General features: G+C 63.4%; 16 protein-coding genes. All 16 read right to left on the bottom strand.

The window, feature by feature from the left end:
- Positions 1-34 precede the first annotated feature (34 nt).
- A complete protein-coding gene (locus SOX55_RS03565) occupies positions 35-5,248 on the bottom strand; it encodes a family 20 glycosylhydrolase (protein ID WP_325286063.1) in 5,214 nt (1,737 codons plus the stop codon).
- A gap of 71 nt (positions 5,249-5,319) precedes the next feature.
- Complete coding sequence (locus SOX55_RS03560) at positions 5,320-6,450, bottom strand: radical SAM protein (protein WP_325286062.1); 1,131 nt, start codon at positions 6,448-6,450, stop codon at positions 5,320-5,322.
- Positions 6,447-7,325 carry a hypothetical protein gene (locus SOX55_RS03555; RefSeq protein ID WP_325286061.1) on the bottom strand — a complete coding sequence of 293 codons (879 nt, stop codon included), beginning with the start codon at positions 7,323-7,325 and terminating at the stop codon, positions 6,447-6,449. Before SOX55_RS03555 ends, SOX55_RS03560 begins: the two co-directional genes overlap by 4 nt.
- Complete coding sequence (locus tag SOX55_RS03550) at positions 7,325-7,582, bottom strand: hypothetical protein (protein ID WP_325286060.1); 258 nt, start codon at positions 7,580-7,582, stop codon at positions 7,325-7,327. The genes SOX55_RS03555 and SOX55_RS03550 overlap by 1 nt, the downstream gene beginning before the upstream one ends.
- A 65-nt stretch (positions 7,583-7,647) precedes the next feature.
- A complete protein-coding gene (locus tag SOX55_RS03545) occupies positions 7,648-8,430 on the bottom strand; it encodes a hypothetical protein (protein ID WP_325286059.1) in 783 nt (260 codons plus the stop codon).
- Positions 8,427-8,687: a PqqD family protein gene (locus tag SOX55_RS03540; RefSeq protein WP_325286058.1), complete on the bottom strand. Its 261-nt coding sequence runs from the start codon at positions 8,685-8,687 to the stop codon at positions 8,427-8,429. The genes SOX55_RS03545 and SOX55_RS03540 overlap by 4 nt, the downstream gene beginning before the upstream one ends.
- Before the next feature lie 320 nt (positions 8,688-9,007).
- Positions 9,008-11,299, bottom strand: coding sequence for an S-layer homology domain-containing protein (locus tag SOX55_RS03535; RefSeq protein ID WP_325286057.1), 2,292 nt, complete (start codon positions 11,297-11,299; stop codon positions 9,008-9,010).
- Positions 11,300-11,517: 218 nt separating this feature from the next.
- Positions 11,518-13,302, bottom strand: a complete 1,785-nt coding sequence (locus tag SOX55_RS03530; protein ID WP_325286056.1) for an ABC transporter ATP-binding protein — start codon at positions 13,300-13,302, stop codon at positions 11,518-11,520.
- Complete coding sequence (locus SOX55_RS03525; RefSeq protein WP_325286055.1) at positions 13,289-13,765, bottom strand: S24/S26 family peptidase; 477 nt, start codon at positions 13,763-13,765, stop codon at positions 13,289-13,291. The genes SOX55_RS03530 and SOX55_RS03525 overlap by 14 nt, the downstream gene beginning before the upstream one ends.
- Positions 13,766-13,799: 34 nt before the next feature.
- On the bottom strand, positions 13,800-15,239 hold the full coding sequence (locus SOX55_RS03520; protein WP_325286054.1) for a polysaccharide biosynthesis tyrosine autokinase: 1,440 nt from the start codon (positions 15,237-15,239) through the stop codon (positions 13,800-13,802).
- Complete coding sequence (locus SOX55_RS03515; protein ID WP_325286053.1) at positions 15,226-16,692, bottom strand: polysaccharide biosynthesis tyrosine autokinase; 1,467 nt, start codon at positions 16,690-16,692, stop codon at positions 15,226-15,228. The genes SOX55_RS03520 and SOX55_RS03515 overlap by 14 nt, the downstream gene beginning before the upstream one ends.
- A 9-nt stretch (positions 16,693-16,701) precedes the next feature.
- Positions 16,702-17,496, bottom strand: a complete 795-nt coding sequence (locus tag SOX55_RS03510) for a hypothetical protein (protein WP_325286052.1) — start codon at positions 17,494-17,496, stop codon at positions 16,702-16,704.
- A gap of 21 nt (positions 17,497-17,517) precedes the next feature.
- A complete protein-coding gene (locus SOX55_RS03505; protein ID WP_325286051.1) occupies positions 17,518-18,261 on the bottom strand; it encodes a tyrosine-protein phosphatase in 744 nt (247 codons plus the stop codon).
- Positions 18,262-18,271: 10 nt separating this feature from the next.
- Entirely contained in the window at positions 18,272-18,973 is a 702-nt protein-coding gene (locus tag SOX55_RS03500; RefSeq protein ID WP_325286050.1) for a hypothetical protein, read from the bottom strand.
- Between the two features lie 15 nt (positions 18,974-18,988).
- Positions 18,989-20,908: a polysaccharide biosynthesis protein gene (locus SOX55_RS03495; RefSeq protein WP_325286049.1), complete on the bottom strand. Its 1,920-nt coding sequence runs from the start codon at positions 20,906-20,908 to the stop codon at positions 18,989-18,991.
- A 231-nt stretch (positions 20,909-21,139) separates the two neighbouring features.
- Positions 21,140-22,537, bottom strand: coding sequence for an alanine/glycine:cation symporter family protein (locus SOX55_RS03490; RefSeq protein ID WP_325286048.1), 1,398 nt, complete (start codon positions 22,535-22,537; stop codon positions 21,140-21,142).
- Positions 22,538-22,653: the final 116 nt, after the last annotated feature.

Genomic DNA, 22,653 nt, shown 5'->3' with positions numbered 1-22,653 from the left:
ACGCCCGGGGATTTTCTCTGTTTGGGGAAACTGCTCAGCCGGAAATCTTCACCTGGGTGACGGCCGCGGCGCCACCGAAGGTAATGCTCACAACGCCGTTTTCATCAGGTGTCACGATATAGAACATATCCGTGTTGTTCAGCTGCCAGGCTGTTCCGCCGGCGACAGTCGCAGTCACATCCGACGTCTTGGATTCCAGGCTCCGCATGCCCAGCTGAATCTTCTTGCCGTCAGCGCCGGTGACTTTGAATTTCAGCACGCCGTTCTCAGGGAAGTACAGCTCGTTCTTGGGGCCGTTGTTCAGCAGGTCGGTGAGGGCCGCCTTCTCCGCGTCCGAAAGACCGGAGTGGGAGATGTCATAGTAGAGGCAGCCCTCCACCATAGCCAGCGACACACCCGAAATATCGGGATCCTTGTAGACGTTCTTGCGGGTCTCGGCAGTGGGCTTGTTGGTGCACAGCGCCACGTCGCGCATTTCCGCAAAGACGGGATCATTCTCCTGCACTCTGGCGTACAGATCGCTGGCCTTGGTGCTATTCAGCATGGTGTCGCGGACACGGAAGCCAGCCAGATAGACATTGCCGCTGATGGTCTTCAGGTTCACGGTGTAGCTGCCGTAGGGCACTTCCAGCACGGTAACGGGGACACCGTAGGAAGTGACCTCCTGCGCAGCCGCAGTGCCGTTGGTATACTTCTGTCCGCCGGCCTCCATGTGGGTATCCACCATAACGGCCTTCACGGGGTTGCCCTTGCTGTCCTTCACCACAGCCATCATGACGCCGGTCTCCGGGGAGGTGTTGGCGTAAATTTCCACGGCGGTGCCGGTGAAGTCGAAGGAAGCGGCAGTCATCGAAGTTTCGCTGTTGTCATTGTAATCATAGACAACGCGCTGACGGCCATAGTTGTTGCTCTCGGCCGCCATCTGATCAGCATCCACGGCATAGTTCACAGCTTCCTGGAACGGGGAGTAATCATAGCTGCCGATACCGGCGAACTTCTCACCGTAGTACACGGTGGTGGCGGGCATGACGCCCACGTTGGTGGTGACGGTAGTAGTTGTACCGTCCTTATTGACGTGGGTGATCTGAATGGACAGCACGTCCGTGTTCTCCAGAACGGAAGTGGGCCGATAGGTGAACTTCTGGCTCGTGGAGTCATAGGACAGGGTGCCGAAGTTGGTATTCTTGACAGGCACAACGTCCTTCACCGTAGAGACATTGGTGACCACGTCAGACAGGCTGAAGGTGATGGGCAGGCCAAAGTCCGCCACGAACAGGGGCGCCAGCACCTCCGTGTTGACGGTGTAGTACAGGTACAGGGTCTTGCCGTCCTCCGAAATCACGGAGCCGGTGTAGCTGTAAAGCTTACTGTTGTACTTACCCACAGCCTCGGGCACCTGCGTCAGGTCCGTCTGGAACTTCTGGGTGACGTTCAGGGTGTTTTTGATACCGCAGCCGGTAACGTCAATACGGGAGGAGTCCCCGGAGAACGCTCCGGGAGTCGGGGTGATGTCGCTGAAATCCGTGTCGGCATCCACGTTGATGCTGTAGGTGTACAGCTGGCTGTTGAAGGTCTCGTCGTAGTAGATGACCTGCAGGTTCTGATCGGTGGGCTTGGCCTTCACGTAAACCCGGATCAGGATGGCCTCGTGGTTCTCATCCCACATCAGGTTCTCATAATAGCCGTCCTTGGAGGGGCTGTGGGCGTCATTGTGGATGGTGTAGGAATCCACGGGTTTGCCCTCGTAAACGGTCATGAAGTTATCGTCCCAGGTGAAGCTGCTGACAAGATAATTTCCCCAAGTGGAACTATTATAAGAATCATACTTTTCCGCGCCGGTCTCCGCTTCAATCTTCCAGATCTGGTAGCCCTCCAGGCCCACCAGGTTCAGGGTGCCCACGCCGCGGCCGCCGGTCCAGTAGCCATAGGCGATGGTGCGGCTATTCAGATCCGCGGCAGCGGTGGAGGCGGGGTTGGTGGTGCCGTCCTCATAGACCACCTGAACGGAAACCGTGCAGGATGCGCTGGGGTCCAGATAGTCGCCGCCAGTAGTGCCGTCGCCCTTCTTGCCCCAGTCCGCGGACGTAACGGTCAGCTCATCGGAGATGGGCAGGATTTCCAGGTAATAGGCCACCAGCTGGTGCTTGCTTTCCACGGCCACCCATTCACCGTTTCCGGTGTAGACCTGCCACGCGCTGTTCCAATAGCGGACCTTGGTGAACTCCACGCCGTTGTAGGTCTCGTCATCGCCGGAATCCTCCGTCTGCTGTTCCTTGCCGCTGGTACTGCTGTTGGAAAGCGTTGTATCCAGCAGGCGGCAGCGCCAGTACTGCAGGGTTCTGGTTTCCTTGGTGGTGTTGGCCGGAACCAGCACTGTCACCGAAGTGCCGTTTTCAGAATAGGCATCCTCCGCGGAAACACTATAGAATTTATTGCTATTTGTATCCGTCGGACGGCCGTTGGTGATCCAGTACTCAATGGACAGCGGGGTCACCTGGGACAGATCAATGGCAGAGACGCTGATATCATACTTGTAGTTGCCGACGATCACAGAGGTGGTGCCTTCGGCCACAGCGGTAATCGTCATGGTGGTACCGCTGATCTGAACCGTGGCGACCTTGGTATCCAAGGTGCTCAGGTCCTGCTTGGCACCTTCCGCAATGGTGGTAACGTAGGGCTCCGCATCATCATCCAGAGTCAGGGCCACCGCCACGGTTGTGGGATTCACAGTGATTTCATAAGTAGTGGTGCCAACCGTCACGATGGTGGTGCCGACATTTTTGGCGGTAATGGTGATGGTGGTCTTGGCAGGCACTGCATCCGTGCCGGACTTGGTGTAGACCGTGATGTTGGGGGTAGTGCTGGTCTTGGTGGTAGACTGGGTGCCGATCTGAGTCACATTGCTGGAAGAACCGGTAGTGGAGTATCCCCAGGTGTAGGAATAGGTATAGGAAAAAGAACTCCAACTCCACGACGAAGAACGCATTGCATACACCGGATAGTAATTGGTTCCATCAGGCGTGTAATAATAGCCGTTAGTAGCCGTCCAGTTGCTATCGTCATCTCTGATCAGAGTATTGCAGGTTACGCTGGCTTCTATGTACTCTGTTGTGGCTTCCTGGCCCTCCTGTCCCTCAACCAGCACGTCAGCAACATCAGGATTCGAATTGGTAGCGGTGGTGTAGTAGCCGTCAATAGTATCCGGATACTCTTCGCCCACGGTCAGGGTCTTGGGTTTATTCGCGGCGGCATACTGGGCCACGCCCATGGTGGAGAAGTGGGGGGCGGTGAAGGAGAACATATCCTGGCCGTCCACATCAATGACTTCGCCCTCGATCTTGGAAATGGAGCCGTCCGCGTTGACGATGAACGCGGTCAGGCGTCTTTCATTCCAGCCCTCGGGAATCGGCAGAAGCACTGTGCCTCCTTTAGTATACGCCACGCCGTTGACCTCGGGGGTGATTTCGTAGGCCTTGCTCTTGGTGACGCCGCCGATGGAAGCGGTATAGTCCGTATCCAGCTCCTTGACCGTCACGGCGGTCAGACCGGGAGCGATGACGGAAACGCCGGTGCTCTCATCGGTGACAGTTCCGCTGATAGGCACAGGAGTATTGATGGTACCATCGGCGTTGAAGCCGCCGGACACCACGGCATCGTCCAGCGCGTCGATGGATCTATCATCCATGCGGGCCGCCATGGCGCGGAGGGGCAGGCGAATCTTCGCCGCAACCTCCGTCTCCGTCTCGGCATTGGGATAGTCGCACCAGACGCAGAACATGGAGCCGGCAGGATTATCAATGGTAGAACCCATGAAGGCGGTGTTGCTGAAATTCGCGGCATAGCTGTAGCCGGAATCAAACTGATCGTCCTTGCCCAGCACGTAGTAGTAATCGCCGTTGGTGTTGATCATCTCATGGCTGGAAGCCAGAGCGCTGGCGGAAGCCACATTATAACCGTCCCAGCCGCTGGACCAGTAGGTGACCTGGATGTTCGTGTTGAACTCCGCGCCGGCGCCGGAGCGAGCGGTGAAATCAATGCCGTCATTCCAGGCCCGGGGCGTCATGCCGGCGGCAATCACCGTCTCAGCCGCGGTGTTCACGAAGTTAGCGAACAGCAGATAAGTGGAATTGTTCATGCAGGTGAAGCCCATGGAGCCGCCGTAGGCGTCATTGGCCACTTCGTCGGCGCCGATGTGGAAGAAGCTGCAGCCCATCTCCTTGAAGTAGGCCACATACTGGGCCAGCAGCGCCTGGGCGAAGGCCTTGGCGTCGTTGTTGCTCAGGTTCAGGGTTCTTGCAGAGGTGGTATAGCCCGTATAGCGGACATCGGTCATGCCCAGTTCTTCCATGGCCGTGAGGATGGCGTCCATGTGGCCGGGCATGTTCAGGTGGGGGACAATCTCAATGCCGGCTTCCTTGGCGGCGGCAATGATGGTGTCCATGTCATGCTGGCTCCAGGCGCTCTCGTCGCCGTTGTAGGCCTTGTTGCCGGCCTTGATGGCGGCTTCCACAGCCTCGGCGGTATAGGTGGTGCCGTTCACCGTCAGACCGGTGTCCAGCACGAAGCGCAGGCCGTCGTTGCCGAAGGCCAGCTGCAGCTGGTTATAGCCGGCGGCCTTCATCTCCTTGATCAGGGCCAGGACCCACTCCACGGAGAAGTACTTGCGGCCGCAGTCCAGGTGCAGAACCTTGTAGAAGGGGTCATTGGCGGTGCTGCGGGGAGAAACCTCCGTGGCAGGGTTGGTCAGATCATAGTTTCCACCCTGCTGGGGCTGGTCAATGATGCCGGGGGTGCTGGGGGTGGTGGGAGTCTCCGCGGGAGTCTCCGCGGGAGTCTCTGCGGGAGTCTCCGCGGGAGTCTCAGCGGGAGTCTCAGCAGGAGTCTCCGCGGGGGTCTCGGCAGGAGTCTCCGCGGGAGTCTCCGCGGGAGTCTCCGCAGGAGTCTCAGCGGGAGTCTCGGCAGGAGTCTCAGCGGGAGTCTCGGCGGGAGTCTCTGCGGGAGTCTCGGCGGGAGTCTCTGCGGGAGTCTCAGCGGGAGTCTCTTCCTCGTCCTTCTTGGTGAGGCTCTCGAACAGCTCGTTGAGCCATTCGCCCAGGCTGGCTCTATCTTCGGCCAAAATCACAGTGCCGGCCTCCGGCTGAGCCGCTTCCTCCTCTTCCGCCGCGAAGACGGAGATGGGCAGTAGGCCCAGCACCATCGTCAGCGTCAGGACCAGCGACATGACTTTGGTCAGGTTCCTCTTTTTCATAACGTTACCTCCTCGGTTTTGTTATTCATCTATGAAACAGCAAATTCTCAAAATTTGCAGCGCAAGGGAATTTACTGGCCTTCCGCCAGCCGGTTCTCCGCCTCCGCCCGCATGGCACGGGTCATCCGGCAGAGATATTTCGGAATTCCGGACGCGCTCCCCGTCTCCGCCATGGCCATGGCCGCGCAGGAGTGGCACAGTTCCGCATTGGGGCATTTGCCGCAGACGCCGGACAGCGCCAGCCCGGCGCTCCGCTCCGTCAGCTCCCGCCAGGCTTCCCCGAAGGGACGGCCTGTCAGGTCCACTTTCGGCTCCGGCATCATGCCGCAGGGGGTCAGGTAGCCGTCCCAGGTGACCCAGAACGTGGCCCGGCCCGCCCGGCAGCGGATTTTGCCGTCCCGCGGGTCGGTACACTGCTCATCCAGTCCCGGCGGGGGAACCGCATTCCGGAGAATTTTCTCCAGATACGCCCGATAGCGCTCCGGACCGTTCTGCAGCTCAAAAATCCGCAGATGGTGCCGGGCCGCCTCTTCCGGCGTGAAACGCTGGTTGACGCCTGTCATGGACGGGAGGCGCCGAACCGGCGGAAATAAGTAGGTGGTGGTTTCCAGAATCAACTTCCGGCTTTGGGCGTAGGCCACCATGTCCTCCAGGTCGCAGACGTTGTCGGGGGTGATGGTGCCGTTGAGCTTCACTGGAATGCCGGCGTCCTGCAGGCCTTCAATGGCCTTCCGGACCCGGGAGAACACGCCCCTGGCCCGGCACTGGCGCTCATAGGTATCGTCACCGGCGCCGTAGAGGGTGATATTCACCCGCCGCGGGGCGAGGCGCTTCAGCCGCTCAATGGCCGCCTCATCAATCAGGGAGCCGTTGGTGTTGATGGACACCAGGAAGCCCATCTGAATCAGCTGCTCGTACAGTGTCCAGAAATCGGGCCACAGCAGCGGCTCGCCGCCGGTCAGCAGCAGGTACAGCAGTCCCTGCTCCCGGGCCTGGCGGGCAAGCTCCAGCCACCGGTCCAGCGTCAGGATGGGGCGGGGACTGGCCGCCACCTCGCCGGCGGTTTTCCGCACGTAGCACATGGGGCAGGTGAAGTTGCACACCGGCGACAGCTCAAAGGTGCCGCCGATGGGGATTCCGGCCCGGCCTGCCTTGGTGTATAAATATTCCGTCAACTGCATGGGGGAAATCCGGCCGCTCATGTTTGCTCCTCCCTCTCCAGCTCAGCCCGGAGAATCTCCACCGCCGCCTGATCCGGAGTGCAGGAAAGCTGATAGACCGGGACGTCCTCCGCCAGTGTCTCCGTCAGCCGGCAGGCCCGCAGAACGCAGTCCCTGTCCCAGCTGGCGGCGGTGGTTCCCGCAAACAGCGCCCGGAACGCCTCCGCTCCCCGCAGCCGCCGCAGGCTGCATTGGGGCGCCTGGCGGAGCATGATCACCGCCCGGACGGCGCAGCTTTCGTTGACGAACCATCTGGAGGAGCCGGCGTAGGGGGAGCCCCACGCCTGCCAGCGGTCTCCGCTTTTGTGGAGGATGGGACGGTCGCCGTTGATCAGCCGCGCTCCGGCGTATTGCCGCCAGAGCTCCGCCTGGGTGCTCTTGCCGATGGTGGACGGTCCGGAAAACAGCAGGCCGCCGAAGGCCGTGTCCACACAGGCCGCGTGAATCAGCATCCGGTCTTCCCGCAGCAGCAGCGTCTCCCAGCCGCTGAAGGAGAAGCAGTTTCCCATGTCGGAGACAAGCTCCCGCTTTTCCGGCAGGTACTCCACCAGCACCTTTCCTGCCGTCCGGTCCTCCCGGACCCGGGCAAAGCGGATGAAATCATCCAGTCCGTCGAAGTACCAGCGGTCAAAGCCTCCTGCTTCGCCGGGGTACACCTCGTAGCTCTCGCCGCGGTACAGAGGTTCTCTGTCCGGCGGGGTCAGGCCCGGCGCCGCCCGGCACTCCACCAGGTATCCCGGCGGAGCATCGTCCGTCAGGAACGGCCGGAAGCGGTCCGTCACCGGCAGGGACACATCGGTTTTCAACGTGATCCCAACCCCCGCCACGCTCAGCGGGTACAGGTGGGAAGGGTGCATCAGGAATTGAACAGTCTGCCCGCTTCGGAGGTACCCACCGTGTAGCAGTAGACCTCAATGGCACTGATATCCAGCGTGGTGCACGCCTTTCCATCGCCGAAAACAGGAGTTCCGCCCAACCCGGTCCAAAAATCGTTATCCAGAGTAGGCGTGCAATCATTCTTGTTCGCATGATTCACGTCGATGCCGCACGCCGCGATATGCTGCGAAAGCTCAAAGCTTTCGTAAAACATCTCGGGTTTTACATACTTTTTCATCTTAGTTCTCCTCTCGTTCTCCACACCGCCTCCACCGGACGCGATGCGGTGATTTCTCACTGGGTTCAGCCGCCGCGGCCGACACGGGCCACGGAAACCTCCCCCAGATAGCATTCATCCGCCTGGAACCGGACACTGCCCCCGGCGGGGATGGTGCCCAGCGAGTGGGAATAGCTGACGCCGCCGAACAGCGTCTCGCCCACGGCCATGTGGTACACGGCCGTACAGCCTTTCAGCGCCTTGCCGCCTCCGTTCAGCAGCGTAATGCCGGTTCCCTCCACCGCCACGCTCAGCCGGTCCGGCAGGGCCAGCTCATCGGAGAAGGAGGCGTCACAGGTCACATCCCGGTAGCTTTCCGCCTCGTCGATGGCGGTGTTGTTCTCATCGAACACCCACACCACGGCGCCGGCCGGCAGGTCCCGGACTGTGAAATGAAGGGTACCGCCGCCGGTCAGGCGGACGGTAAGGGACGCTTTTTCCAGATACCGCTGAGAGCGGTTGGCTACCTCCAGGGCGCCGATGTTCTCCCCCATCTGGTCGCCGCAGTCCGGATTGATGCCGGAATACGGAAACAGGGAGGTCACTTCCAGAGCGCCGTCTGCCAGTGTTCCGGGGGACGCCGGAACCTCCGCCCCACTTCCCGGCGCCGACGGTCCCTCATTGGACCCGGCAGCGCTTTCGCCGGCAGAGCCGGAAGCGGCAGCGGAGGCGGAAACGTCAGGTCTGGAAGAATCGGACGGGGTGCTTCCGGCAGCGGAGGAAGCACCGGAGGGCGCCGCGCCGCGGCCGCACCCGGCCAGCAGCATCAGCGCCGCGGCGGCAAGGGCCGCCAGTAGTCTGCGCCTCACGAGCCGTCTCCTCCCATCAGGAGGCCCACGTCCCGCATCTGCTGCAGGAAGGCCTTTACATCAGCGGCAGCGGTGGAGCGGTCCACCTCGTACTCAGACAGGAGAAGCTGAATCAGCTCCTCCTCCGTGCAGTCGGTCTGGAGCCGGTTCCACAGCAGCAATCCGCTTTCGCTGAGAGTGACCATGCCCTTGACCTTCAGCGCGGTCTGCCCCACCGGAATCAGCAGATGCTCACCGGCGACTTCCCGCAGGATCATTTCATTTGTGGCTTTCAGGCCTCCTCACCCTCCTTTGAAACTGGGACACCGCCGGGAAAAAGAGGCGAATTGCTCCCACTATCCATAATTTTCTACATCATAGCACAGGCCAATAAAAAATTCAAGATTTCTCTCCCGTAAAAGTGACGATTTTTCCTGTTTTCTTTTTGCAAAGACGTTTTCTTCCCCCCGTTTTGTTATTTTAGTTACAAGGTTGCTCAATTTCCGTCTTTTTTGTAACTCTTTCCGTTTTTTACCCATTCACGTCGCAAAAATCCCCCTCTGTCCGAACGGACAGAGGGGGATTTTCTGGAAATTTTTTACTTGTCCAGCACCACAGCGGAGATCACTTCGCCGGGATTGGCAGCGGAGTTGCTGTCAGACCACTCCTTCTCGAAGGCGGCCCAGTCGCGGACGGGCAGCAGCTTCGTCCACACCTCGTAGACCGTGCCGTCAGCGGCGGTCACCCGGTCATACTCGTGGGAGTTGGTGGCCTCCTGCATGGTGGCATAGTACCAGGCGGAGGTATTCAGGTTGTCCGGCCAGGTAATCATGCCGGGCAGCAGGTGATCCTTCTCCGGCGCGCGGCCCAGCACACGGTTGAAGATAGTCATGGCCTGGGCGCGGGTGATGTAGGTGTTGGGGCGGAAGGTGCCGTCCTGGAAGCCGGCGATAATGGCGGCCTCGGCAGCCTTGTTGATGTAATCAGCGGCCCAGTGACCGGCGATATCGCTGAACTTGTCGTCACCGGCGTAGGTCACTTCGAAGAAGCGGACGGCGATGGTGGCGAACTGGGCACGGGTGATGGGCGCGTAGGGACGGAAGGTGCCGTCCTGGAAGCCCTCAATCACGCCGGCGCGGGTCATGGTGGAGATGGCCGCGTTGCACCACATGTCGGGGGTGATGTCGCTGTAGGGGTTGCTCTGGCTCCACAGCTCGTTGCGGGACTCGTCGGTGAGCATGCGGAAGAAGATGGTGGCCACCTCGGCGCGGGTGATCTGGGCCTCGGGGTGCACCAGGCCGTCCTTGCGGCCGATGATGTAGGCGTAGTGATCGGTGGTGTTCAGCTGGGGCTTGTCACCGCCGGGGACCGGCTCCGGCTTAATGACGGTTCCGCCGCCGCCACCGCCGCCGCCGTCGCCCACGCGGTAATCCCGCACGGGCTCGGGGAACAGCAGGTGCTCCGTGTCATTCAGGGGCGTCAGATAGGCCTGCACGTTGGGATAGGTGATGTGGTCGCCCACGCTGGTGTCCTTCTCGCTGAGCACCGCGGTGTAGCTGAGAATCAGCTTCTCGCCGATCTTCAGGTCGGCGCCCAGGGTCAGCTCAAAATACTCTCTGTCGCCCAGACCGCTCCAGACCAGCTTGCTGCCGTCGGAGAAGGTCCAGGTGTTGCCGCTGCGGGTGGAGGTCAGGTTCTGACCGCCGATGTTCAGGGTGAAGCCCGCGGTGTCCACCAGGTCATAGTTGTAGCTGGCGTCGGCGTCGGTGTGGCCCACGGCGGCGTCATACTTGCTGTCGCCCAGCAGGTCGGTGATGGTGCTGCCCTGGCGGATCACGGTGCTGGCGGTGTCGGTCACCAGGTCCATGACGCTGTTGATGCCCGCCTCGGTCAGGTTGGCGGAGGCAACGCAGTTGTCCTGGCCCTTGACGTGCGTAATGAACTGCTTGGCCAGATCGCTGAGGCCGGGCTGCTGATCCTTGTAATAGTCACGGCTGACCACGATGATGTCCACATCGCCGGGGATGTCGTTCACGGCCTCGGCGGCATGATAGACGCCCTTTTCAAAGCTGGTGTACTGGTCGGGGTCTTCCTTGATGGTCCTGACGGCCTCCGCCAGAGCCTCGCCGCCAGTGAGATAGTCCTTCGCCGTCAGCTTCTCCGCGGCCTCCTGCTCCGGCATAGCCAGCAGGGACTGCAGGGTGGCCAGCTGGCCGGCGCTGCCGTTGGCAGCGGTGTAGCCGCCGTCAGCGGCATCGGAGTTCTGCATGGGCTGGCCGTTGACGGTGTTGTTGACGGGGGTGCCGTTCTCGTTCCACCAGTAGCTGCCGCCGTCGGTGACGAGAACCAGATACTTCAGGGCGTTGGCAGGCGCCGTGGCCAGATCCGCCAGGCCCGCCTCAATGCCCGCCTGAATGTTGGTGCCCACCAGGTCGTCCCGGGTGGTCAGCTGGCTGACCACGGTGGCCAGCAGCTGGTTGTCCGACGCCACGGTGGTGGCTGACACCTTGTCCATCTTCAGGGTGGTGATGTCGTTCGCGTTCTGCTTCACCACATCCCGGCCGAAAACCGTGATGCCCATGTAGGCGTTCTTGTTATACAGCGCCTTGCGGGCCTCCTCGGCGATTCTGGCGATGGTGACGCCCTCCGTGCCGGTATAGAGACTGCTGGTGCCGTCCAGCACAAACTCCACAGCCACGGGAGTCTGCTCGGAAACGCTCTCAACCGTCAGGTTGATCTTGGTCTTCCAGCTGCCGTCCAGCGCCGAGGCCTGCTTGTCCAGCCGGACGCCATGGTCGTCAAAGCTCCGGTCGCCGGGCTTGGCGGCGTTTGCGGCCAGGGCGGCAGGCATGGTGCCCAGCAGCATGACGGCGGCCAGAAGCACAGCCATAAATCTGGTTTTTCGCATACTTCGATCCCTCCATTTGCATATCACTGGCGGCGCCCCGAAGGGAAACCGTCAAAGGCGTACGAACATCGTCCCGCCACTTTATAAGTAGCCATATTATAGCACGGAAATTTCCGGCAGGCAACCGAATTCCCCGGGAGAATTTCGTTAAATTTCCCTCATTTCCCGCACTTATCCGGCTTTTTCGTTTCCGGCGAAAATCAGAGCTCCATCGCCGGCCGGCCGGACTCCTCCGGCGTCAGCTCCTCCACCCGGCCGTCCGTTACCCGGTAGACCCGGCGGCACAGATTCAGCACGCTGGGCCGGTGGGTGGTGACAATGCAGGTGCGGCGTGGACGGCTCTCCGCCAGGTTCCGCAGCACCCGCCGCTCCGTGGCCTCGTCCAGGGCGGAGGTGGCCTCGTCCAGCAGCAGGATGGGGGCGTCCCGGAGCACGGCCCGGGCGATGGCCAGCCGCTGGGCCTGTCCCTCGGAGAGGCCCCGGCCCCGCTCGCCCACGGCGGCGTGGATGCCGCCGGGCATGCCGGAGACAAACTCCCAGGCGCAGGCCAGCCGCAGCGCCGCCTCGATTTCGCCGTCGGTGGCGCCCTCCTTCACCAGCCGCAGGTTCTCCGCGATGGTGCCGGAGAGGATGGTGTTGCCCTGGGGCACATAGGAGAAAAGGTGCCGGGTTCCGGCGTTCAGCTCCGTCTCCCCGCCGCCGGCGGTCCGCAGGAAGGCCCTGCCCTCCTCCGGCCGCACCAGCCCCAGCATCAGGCGGATCATGGTGGTCTTTCCCTCTCCGGAGGGGCCCACCAGGGACACTATCTCCCCCGGCCGGGCCAGAAAGTCCGCCTCCGCCATCACCGGCGTCTGGCCGCCGTAGCGGAAGGACACTTGGCGCAGACAGACCTCGAAGCCCCCGGGGGCCTCCTCTTCCGGCCGGCTGTCGGGACAGACCCGGGGCTCCCGCCGCAGCTGGGTCAGCTCCCGGATCCGGTGGGCGGCCACGGAGCTGCTGAGAAACGTGGGCACGGCCCCCGCCAGGGAGTTGAAGGTGGTGGACAGCTTTCCGCTCTGGGAGAGAAACAATGTCATGGTGCCGAAGGCGATGCGCCCGGACCACAGCAGGTACAGGCAGTAGCCGAAGGCGGTGAACTGCACCGCCAGCCCCAGCAGAGAAAGCGCGGCGTCGGTCTGGATGGTGAACAGGTTGTAGCGCAGGCTGGCGTCCCGGTATTCCTCCTGCTTTGTCCGCAGGTCCCGGCCCCGGCGCTCCGCCAGGCCGAAGCTCTTGAAGGTGTCCAGATTGTAGAAGGTCTCCGCCTCGAAGGTCATCAGGCCGCTGGTGATCTCCCGCACCTCCTGATTGTGGCGGCGCATCCGCTTCATCAGATAGCGGGACGCCAGCAGCAGAAAGGGCGCGCTGCCCAGGGCGATGAGGGCCATCACCGCGTCATAGTGCAGAATCACCAGAAATGTGGCGCAGAATGTGTACAGACCCACAATGAGGTTGGGCAGGTAGCTGACGGCGTTGGCGGCCACAGTGCCCACGTCGCCGTTGAGCCGGTTCAGCAGGTCGCCGCTGGAAAACCGGTTCAGCTCCAGATAGTCGGCGTTGAGCACGCTGTCAAACACGGCGGCCTGAATGTCATTGTTGACGCAGAGGTTGATTCTGGCGGAGGCCCGGGAGACCAGGCTCCGCAGCGCCAGACTCACCAGCGCCGCCCCCACCATCAGCGCCGCCATGGCGCCCACCCGGGACACCTGACGGCCGGTGATGACGTCGATGGCGTATTTGCCGGCCACCGCCGACACCAGCCCCAGCGAGGCGCTGGCCACACCCAGCACCGCGTAGCAGGCCACCGCCCGGCGGTAGCGCTTCGTATAGCCCAGGATCCAGCGCCAGTCCTCCAGCACCTCCCCCAGGGTTCCCTCCCGCCACCGCCGCGCCAACGTTCCCAGCGCCGCGGAGCCGAAGAGATTCTCCCGGTCACGCTTTTTCATGGCGGTCTCCTTTCCCCAGGCGGGAGAGCCCGCCGTACAGCCGCAGCACCCAGGGGCGCACCGGCCGCAGCCAGAGCCACGGCCCGGCAAAAAACTTCCACAGGAAGTCCTCCGGCCCCAGCCACCGGTCCTTCCGGCAGACCCGGGTCACCACGCCGAACACCTGCTCCGGGGCAATGGGTCCCTCCACCTTCCACTGGCCGTCGCCCACAAGGTAATAGCTGCCCTGCCGGTCCACCCGGCAGACCCGGTGGAGGATATACGCCCCCGTGGTCCGCCGGAAAAAGGCCATGTCCCCCCGCTTCAGGGGGCCGTCGGGCTTCCGGAACAGCACCTGGTCCCGTCCGTGGGCCAGAAAGGGCGTCATGCTGCCGCCGGTAATGGTCAGCGACACCTCATGGCCCTGGCGGGTCAGGTCCATCAGCACCGGGAGATATTCCTCAATATCCACCGTTCTGGCCACGGTTTTTAAGTCCCCCTTTCCGGCCGGAGGGGAATCAGGTGGTCTCCTGCTCCCGCTTCTTCCGGCTGTATTTGCCGTAATCGCCGCCGTAGCCATAGCCGTAGCCGCTGTGGCTGCCGGCCACGCCGTTGACCACGCACCCCAGCAGCGGCGTTCCGCTCTCCGACAGCAGCTGCAGGCTGTCCATCACGTGGGACAGCTGGGCCGTGCCGGTGCGCAGCACGTAAATGATGCCGTCCGCCAGACGGGCCAGGGAGGCGCCGTCCGCCACCAGGCCGCAGGGCGGCGTATCCAGAATCACATAGTCCGCCTGTCCCCGCAGCTCCTTCACCATGGTGCTCAGCCGGTGGGACACGATCTGGCGGCGGGGATCCTCCGAGGCACGGTCTCCCGCCAGCAGCCGCAGCTCGGTGCCCTCCACCGCCACCAGGGCGCCGGCGGCGTCCTCTCCGGCGCTCAGCACCTCCGGCACGCCCCGGGAGGGGATGTTCAGGCCCAGGGTCTGCTTCACCGAGGGCTTCCGCAGGTCCAGGTCCATCAGAATCACCCGGTAGCCGCTGCGGCTGAGGGTCAGGGCCAGATTCACCGCCGCGGTGGTCTTTCCCTCCCCCGGCAGGGTGCTGGTGACCATCACCACCCGGGCGCGGTGCTTCTCCGCCTCCCGCAGGAACTTCAGCCGCATACCCCGGACGCTCTCCTGAAACGAGCCGGGGAGCTTTCCGTTGAGAATGCTGAGGGTCTGCTTTCCGCCGCTGCGCTTTTTCATGGTCACGTGGGGCAGCGCCGCCAGACACGTCTGGTTCAGCAGCTGCCGCACGTCCTCCGCCTCCCGGACGCTGCGCCGGGTGAAGGCGTAGGCCAGCACCAGCAGCAGGCCCGCCGCCGCGCCCAGCGCGGCGCCCCGGATCACGGCGGACTTGGGGTTGAAGGAGTTGTAGGGCTGCTGGGCCACCGACGGCTCCGTCAGCAGGTTCATCCGGGTGCTGCCGATGACGTAGTCCGCCACCGACGGGTACACCTCAATGACGCCGTTGAGAATATCATAGGCCGCCTGGGGGTCGCTGCTGGTGACCCGGATGGAAAAGAGGTTGGTGTTGTTCACCGCCCTGGCGGTGATGGTGCCGTTGATCCACTCCACCCCCAGCTCCTGGCGCAGCTTGCTCTGCATCACGTCCGACTGGACCAGGTAGGGGAAGGTCTTGCTCAGCTGCTCCGCGGTGGCCTTGTCATAGTAGGCGGTCATTCCCGACAGATCCGTCAGGGCGGAGTCCGTCAACTGGATGGTGAAGGTCACCTCCGAGGCGTACATGGGGGTATAGCTCCGCCAGCTCCGCAGCCCGGAGAGGGCGCCCAGCGCCGCCGCCAGAATCAGCGGCAGCCAGAACAGCCGCCGGAAAGCCCGCAGGAATTCCGACAGCACCCGGAACAGGTCAATTTTCTCCTCTTCCGCCACGTCGATCTTACGCTCTTCCATTGGCACCTCCCTGGTCCGCCGTTTTCTCCTCCCGGCGCTGCTTTCTGTCATGGCCGTAGCCATACCCGTACCCGTAACCGTAGCCATAACCGTAGCTGTGGTGGTCATTGAGCAGCGGCACGCTGCGCACGTCGTTGAACACGCAGCCCAGCAGCTGCGCCCGGCAGCCCTCCAGCATGTCCGCCGCGTCGTTGATCTGGCGGGCGGAGGCGCAGTCCTGCCGCACCACCAGCAGCGACAGGTCCGCCTGGTCCGCCAGGGCCTCCACGTCGGAGAACAGTGCCACCGGCGGGGAGTCGATGATGACGTAATCCATCTCTTTCCTGGCCCGCTCCAGCAGGGAGGCCATGGCCTCCGAGGCGATCATCTCCGCCGCGCCGGGGGAGCTTCTGGTGGAGAACAGGACGTGAATCCCGTCCTTTTCCAGGTACTCCGGGGCGTACTCCGCCCGGCCTCCCAGAATGTCCGCCAGCTCCGTTTCCGGCTTGTGGCTCAGCAGCTTGTACTGGGCGGCCTTGTGCAGGTCCGCGTCCACCAGCAGCACCTTCCGGCCCCGCTGGGCCAGGGACAGGGCCAGGTTGGCCGTCACCGTGGATTTTCCCTCGTTTTCCAGAACGCTGGTGATAAGAATCACCTTGCCGCCGCTGTTGCGGGCGGCGTAATCCAGCTTGGTGGCCAGCTTGCTGACCTCCTCGGCGAAGTAGAAGCTCACCACCGGCATGGTCACAAGAAGCCCCCGGTTGGTCCGCCGCAGCTTGGTCCGCAGGGTCTTGTTCTTCACCTCGTGGTGCAGCGTGCCGAACAGCTGGGCGTCCAGCTTCCGCCGCAGCGCCCCGGTGCTCTGCACCGTGTCCCCTACCAGGGCGATGGCCAGCACCAGCGCCGTCATGGCCCCGGCCCCCGCCAGAAACGCCAGCTTCATCACACGCCCCTGGTTCAGGGGATTGGAGGGAGCGGTGGGCACCCTGGGGCTCACCAGCTCCTGCAGCACCACGTTCTGGAACACGTGCTCCGACACGGTGTCATAATTCTCCAGCAGCAGCTGCAGCGTCCGGAAGGCGTCGTCCGGCGCCCCCGCCGTCACCGTCAGGCGCAGCAGGTTGGTCTCCGGAATCACCGAGGCGGTGAGCCTGCCCGGCAGGCTGGAAACCCCCAGCTGGCTCTGGGCCACGCCGCTGAACATATTGCTCTCAAAAAGCTTGGTAAAGGTCTCGGCGATCTCCGCCGACAGACTCAGGTTGGACATCACCGAGGCGTAGCTGCCGCTTTTCACGCTGACCACCATGGTGGCGGAGGCGGTGTACTGGGGGGTGTACAGCAGTCGGACGCCGCTGAGGGCCAGCAGCACCGCCAGGACGCCTGCCGCCAGAATGGTGGGCAGGTCCCGCACCAGGCGGCGGAACAGGCAGACGGGGTTCAGCTCCGTCCAATGAAACAACTGTCGTTCTTCCATGTCTCCCCCTTACTCACACACCACATACAGCACGGCGGAACCCTCCGTGCCGCCGGGGCAGGTATAGCGCACCGCGTTGACGCCCTTTTTCAGTCCGCCCTCCGGCAGCGCCGCCGTCACGGATTCCGCGTCGCCGCCGCTGACCGACTTCAGATAGTCCATGGGATTCAGGCGGTCGCCCAGTTTCTGATAGATTAGGTACTCCTTCAGCTCAATCCGCGGCTCGCCGGCGGCATAGCTGCGCACCACCACGTCCAGCGTGACGGAGGCGGTGTCCCCCAGGCTGTTGGTCACCTGGAAGGTGACGGGGTAGGTGCCCTCGTCATAGCTGGTGGTGCCAGAGATCACCTTGATGCGGGAGGAGATGTCCCCGTCCACCATGTCGTAAGCCGTCAGCCGGTCCCGCACCCGCACCGCGGCCCCCGCGGAATACCGCAGCTCCCGCTGCAGGGCAAACCGGGGCGGCGTATAGTCGGTGTAGCGCACCTCCCGGGTGCGTGTGACCACATGGCCGTCGCTGTCCGCCACGGCGTAGGTGGCCGCCATCGTGCCGTCGGCGCCCTTGTCCACCCCCTGCAGCAGCAGCCGGTCCGTCAGGTCGCCGTCCTTTTCGTCGAAGGCGGTGACGTCCGCCAGCAGCTCCTCCCGGCCCTCGCCGGTGAGGGACAGCACCAGCGGCGTGTCCGGACACTGAATCACCGGGATGGTCTGGTCGCCGGTCTCCCGCTGATACAGGGTGACCCCCGCCAGCAGCAGCGCCGACAGAACCAGGCCCACGATGGTGATGATGCGCAGTCGTTTCATGTGTTTTCCTCCACTGTGTTATCAGAACTCCGCCAGCACCGGCTTCACCGGCCGGTCCTCCAGAATCCGCCGGGGGTTGTCCCGCAGCAGAAAATCCGCGATCTCCGGCGAATCCAGGTCCGCCGCGTACTCCCAGGCGTCCGTCAGCCGGGTGGTGCGGCGGAAGGGGCTGTGGGCGTCGCTGCCGATGAGGTGGACGCACCCCTCTCCCAGGCACCAGCAGGCCGTCTCCGCCGCCCGGCGGCCGAACATGCCGAACAGGCTCCCCTTGTTCACCTGCAGCACGTAACCCGCCTCCGCCCAGCGCGGCAGGCACTCCCGCTCCGCCTGCACGAAGCGGTACCGCTCCGGATGGGCCACCACCGGCACCACGCCCTCCGCCCGGATGGCCGCCAGCATCTCCTCCGCGTAGTCCAGCGGCTCGTCAAAGCCGAACTCCACCAGCAGGTACCGGCTGTCGTTCAGGGTCAGCAATCGCTTCTGCCGCAGCAGCTCCGGAACCTCCGGGGTGACAAACACCTCCATGCCGCTCGCCAGCTCCACCGGAATGCCCTGACGGCCCAGGGCGGAGCGCAGCCGCTCCAGCCGCCGCCGCACCTCTGCCGGGTCCGAATTCCGGCCGCTGCCGGGCACGTTGCAGTGGGGCGTGGCCGCGATGACGGTGACGCCGCTTTCCGCCGCGGTCTCCGCCATCATGCAGCTCTCCTCCTCCGAGGCGGCGCCGTCGTCCACCCCCGGAAGAATATGGCAATGCAGGTCAATCATGGTGGTTTCCTCAGCCGTTCTGGAATTTGTTGAGATAGGCCGCCTTTTTCAGGCTCTTTTCCTGCTGGTAGGTCTGCTCCACCTGCCTGGCAAGGTCGTCGCTCTGGCCGGTGGCCTTCAGGAGCTGGCGCAGCCGGGCGGTGATCTCCGCCACCTGGGCGTCGCACTCCTTCTCCATGTCCAGCAGCTCCTGCACCCGGTCATACACCACCTTGGTCTTGTGCTCCGGGGTGTGCTCGCCGGCCACGTACTCGTCGATGGCCGCCTGGGCCACCGCCTCCACCTTTCCCTCATAGGTGGCCTGCAGGACGTACATGGCAGCAATCAGCTGCCGGATCTCCTGCTCCTCGCCGGACAGCTGCTCCGCCGGGGCGGAAGAGGCCGCGGCAGTGTCCCCGCCGGCGGAGGATTCCGTCTTCTTCTGCTCCTCCTGCTCCAGCAGCTCCCGGGCCGCCTCCAGGGGCGTCAGGGAGCCGTCAGTGAGCCGGGAGATCTGCTCTTCCGGAATCTCGTACTGCTCCAGCTGATAGCGGTCCATGGCCTCGTTGAGGACGGTCCGGTTCTCCTCGATTTTCTGGTTCAGGGTCTCCTGGTCCATGGTCATGCCGTAGCGCAGGGCGCTGAGGTTGTTCCACTGCCACGCCGCCGCGCCCACGCCTGCCGCCGCCAGGACGGCCGCCGTACACAGGAGAATTTTCGTTCGTTTTTTCATGCTCGGTTCCTTTCGTCACACCTGCTGCACCAGGGCGAAGTCCGCCAGCTGGACCTTCTCCCCCTGCTCCACCGCCTGGATAGCGGCGGCGTTCACCTCGTCCGGGTCCCGGAAGGTGGGCACCAGACGGTGCAGCTCCCGGAAGATCTCCTCCCGGCTGCCCCGCTCCGCCACTTCCCGCAGCCGCCGGAGCCACTGTTCCATGGCCGCCGGGTCCACCGGCGGTTTTTCCTCCACGAAGATTTTCTCGTTCTCCGTGCGCCGCAGGTCCGCGTTGCGGGTCAGCAGCTCCTCATAGAGCTTCTCCCCGGGCCGCAGGCCCACTTCCTCAATTTTGATATCCACGCCGGGGGTGTAGCCGGACAGGCGGATCAGCTTCTCCGCCAGGTCCAGAATATGCACCGGCTCGCCCATGTCCAGCACGTAAACCTCGCCGCTGCGGGCGAAGGAGCCGGCCTCCAGCACCAGCTGCACCGCCTCGGGGATGGTCATGAAGTAGCGGATGATCCGCTTGTCCGTAATGGTGACGGGACCACCGTAGGCGATCTGCTTTTTGAAGAGGGGGATCACCGAGCCGTTGGAGCCCAGCACGTTGCCGAACCGCACCGCGGCGAATTCCGTGGCGCCCTCCCCCCGCAGGCCCTGGAGTACCTGCTCGCACAGGTACTTGGTGGTGCCCATGATGTTGGTGGGGTTCACCGCCTTGTCGGTGGAGATGAGGACGAACTTCTCTGCGCCGTATTTCCGGGCGGCCACGGCGGTGTTGTAGGTGCCCAGCACGTTGTTCTTCACCGCCTCCTCCGGGCAGCGCTCCATCAGGGGCACGTGCTTGTGGGCGGCGGCGTGGAACACCAGCTGCGGCCGGTACAGCTCGAAAATCCGCTCCACCTTTTCCCGGTCCCGGACAGAGGCGATCTCCACCGACAGCGGGAAGTCCTGCCCGTAGAGGTGGAGCAGGTCGTTCTGCAGCTCATAGGTGGTGTTTTCCGCGATGTCCAGAATCACCAGCCGCTTCGGCGCGTACCCGGCGATCTGGCGGCACAGCTCCGAGCCGATGGAGCCGCCGCCGCCGGTGACCAGCACCGTCTTGCCCCGGACCATGCCGTCGATGCGGCGGTTGTTCAGCCGGACCGCGGGGCGGCCCAGCAGGTCCTCGATCTGCACCTCCCGAACCCGGGAGGCCAGGGACCCGCCCTTTTCCAGCTGGTCCATGGGGTCCTTGAACACGTGGAGGTGGCAGCCGGTGGTGGAGCACAGCCGCAGAATTTCCGCCCGCCGCTCCGGCGTCAGCTCGGAGATGGCCAGAATCACGTCCGTCACCGGGGTGTTCTGCAGCAGCTCCCGGATCCGGTCGATGGGCCCCAGAATCCGCACGCCGTGAATCCGCTTTCCCTGCTTGTCCGCCGCGTCATCCAGCAGGCAGTAGGGGATGTACCGGCCGCCGGGGTTGCTGCGCAGCTCGTCCAGCAGTGCCACGCCCGCCGTGCCCGCGCCGATGATGGCGGCATAGCGGCCGCCCTCCCGGTGCTGATTGGAGGTTTTCGTGCGGTACAGCCGGTAGGTGAACCGCACCACCAGCATGGCCAGCAGCGCCAGGGACGTGCCGGTGAGGGCCTGGGTGATCCAGATGCGGTTGGTGTCCATCACCAGGTTGCACACGGCGTACAGGGCAAAGCCCAGGCTCATGCCGGTGAGCAGCACCAGATACTCCCGGCTCTCGGCGTAGCGCCAGAGGCTCTCGTAGGTGCGGAACAGCAGCTGAAACACCAGCACGCAGACCGTCAGCAGGCCGATGTGCAGCACCAGGTTCAGCAGGCGGATGTCCTCCACCAGAAGCGCCGGAAGAAACAGCGCGAAATTGCACAGGAAGATCAGGCCCACATCCATCAGCAGCACAATCTGGCTGCGGTACCGGGACAGATTCACTGCGCTCACCCCTCTCCAACGGGCATGACGCCCCATTCTTATAATCTGGTTTATTATATTCCCACCGGTAGGGAAAGTCAAATGCCGGAACGGTTATTTTTCTTCCTGTTTCGTGGGAATTCTGTTACTTTTTCAGCGGGTTTTTGTAACCTTTCACCGTTTTCGTCTCCGGGCGCGAAAAGCCCCCGGCGCGGTTTGCCGAAACCGCGCCGGGGGCGGGGAGCGAACGCTCCGCCGGACTTACTTTTTCAGGCCCTGCTTGTCCGCTTCCTTCACCACGATGCCGGTGAGGGCGAACAGGGCGATGGCGTTGGGCAGCACCATCAGCTGGTTGAACATATCCGCCAACTCCCACACCAGGTCGCTGGAGGCGATGGTGCCCAGGAAGATGAACACCATGGCGATGAGAGTGTACACCACCACGGACTTCCGGCCGAACAGGTAGATCATGTTGATCTTGCCGAACAGGTTCCAGCTCAGCACGGTGGAGAAGGCGAAGAAGAACAGGCAGATGGCCACAAACGCGGCGCCGGGGCCCGCGCCGAACACGGAGCCGAAAGCGGTCTGGGCCAGGTTGGACTTGCCGATGGTCTCCGTAATGGCGCCGGTATAGCCGCCGGCCAGGGGGCCGCCCTCGGTGTAGAGGGTGCAGATGATCACCAGGGCGTTGAGGGTCAGCACCACGAAGGTGTCGATGAACACGCCGATCATGGCCACCACGCCCTGGTCATGGGGCGTGGCCACGTTGGCCTGGGCGTGGGCGTGGGGGGTGGAGCCCATGCCGGCCTCGTTGGAGAACAGGCCCCGCTTGGCGCCCTGGCTGATGGCGGTCTTGAGGGCGTAGCCCACGCCGCCGCCGATGATGGCCTGGGGCATGAAGGCGTATTTGAAGATCAGGCCGAAGGTGGCGGGCAGATGCTGGATGCGCAGCACCAGCACGATGAGGCCGCCCACCAGGAACAGACCGGCCATGATGGGGACGATCTTTTCGCACACGGAGGCCAGACGCTGCACGCCGCCCAGGAAGATGGCGCCGCAGATGGCCACCAGCACCAGGCCCACAATCCAGGAGGGGATGCCGAAGGCGGTCTGGAAGGTGGAGCCGATGGAGTTGGATTGGACCATGCAGCCGAAGAAGCCCAGAGCCAGAATGGTGGCCACGGCGAAGAAGGCGGCCAGGGATTTGCCGAAGCCGTTGGGGAAGGCGGTGGTGATGTAGTACACGGGGCCGCCCTGAATGTTGCCCTTCTCATCCTTCACCCGGGTGGACTGGGCCAGCACCGCCTCGGCGTAGATGGTGGCCATGCCGAAGAAGGCGATGATCCACATCCAGAAGATCGCGCCGGGGCCGCCGGTGAGGATCGCGCCGGACGCGCCCACGATGTTGCCCGTGCCCACCTGGGCGGCGATGGCCGTGGCCAGCGCCTGGAAAGAGGTCATACCGCTTTTCTGCGCGCCGCCCCGCAGGTTCATCTCGCCGAAGAACTTCCTCATGCCCTCGCCGAAGCACCGTACCTGCACGAACCGGGTCTTGATGGGGTACCACAGTCCCACGCCCATCAGCAGGAAGATGAGGATGTAGTTGGACAGATACTCATTGATCTTTGCCACAATGGGGAACAACACACTTTCTAACATACGCTTTTTCTCCTTGCATAAAAAATAGAGCTGCCGGAAAACGGCAACCCTGGAGAAGTACGATGACAAGCGAAACACTCGTCTGCTCCGTCCTTTTGCCTGAGAGATTCGGCGCT

Source organism: Dysosmobacter sp. (assembly GCF_034093755.1).
In the GTDB taxonomy this organism is placed as follows: Bacteria; Bacillota; Clostridia; order Oscillospirales; family Oscillospiraceae; genus Oscillibacter.
The sequence above is the reverse complement of the archived record's forward strand: the minus strand, read 5'-3'. Positions and strand labels throughout refer to the sequence as shown.

Coding starts and splice junctions, on each gene's coding strand:
- SOX55_RS03565 (WP_325286063.1), bottom strand. CDS start 5,248: ATGAAAAAGAGGAACCTGACCAAAGTCATGTCGCTGGTCCTGACGCTG.
- SOX55_RS03560 (WP_325286062.1), bottom strand. CDS start 6,450: ATGAGCGGCCGGATTTCCCCCATGCAGTTGACGGAATATTTATACACC.
- SOX55_RS03555 (WP_325286061.1), bottom strand. CDS start 7,325: ATGCACCCTTCCCACCTGTACCCGCTGAGCGTGGCGGGGGTTGGGATC.
- SOX55_RS03550 (WP_325286060.1), bottom strand. CDS start 7,582: ATGAAAAAGTATGTAAAACCCGAGATGTTTTACGAAAGCTTTGAGCTT.
- SOX55_RS03540 (WP_325286058.1), bottom strand. CDS start 8,687: ATGATCCTGCGGGAAGTCGCCGGTGAGCATCTGCTGATTCCGGTGGGG.
- SOX55_RS03535 (WP_325286057.1), bottom strand. CDS start 11,299: ATGGCTGTGCTTCTGGCCGCCGTCATGCTGCTGGGCACCATGCCTGCC.
- SOX55_RS03530 (WP_325286056.1), bottom strand. CDS start 13,302: ATGAAAAAGCGTGACCGGGAGAATCTCTTCGGCTCCGCGGCGCTGGGA.
- SOX55_RS03520 (WP_325286054.1), bottom strand. CDS start 15,239: ATGGAAGAGCGTAAGATCGACGTGGCGGAAGAGGAGAAAATTGACCTG.
- SOX55_RS03515 (WP_325286053.1), bottom strand. CDS start 16,692: ATGGAAGAACGACAGTTGTTTCATTGGACGGAGCTGAACCCCGTCTGC.
- SOX55_RS03510 (WP_325286052.1), bottom strand. CDS start 17,496: ATGAAACGACTGCGCATCATCACCATCGTGGGCCTGGTTCTGTCGGCG.
- SOX55_RS03505 (WP_325286051.1), bottom strand. CDS start 18,261: ATGATTGACCTGCATTGCCATATTCTTCCGGGGGTGGACGACGGCGCC.
- SOX55_RS03500 (WP_325286050.1), bottom strand. CDS start 18,973: ATGAAAAAACGAACGAAAATTCTCCTGTGTACGGCGGCCGTCCTGGCG.
- SOX55_RS03490 (WP_325286048.1), bottom strand. CDS start 22,537: ATGTTAGAAAGTGTGTTGTTCCCCATTGTGGCAAAGATCAATGAGTAT.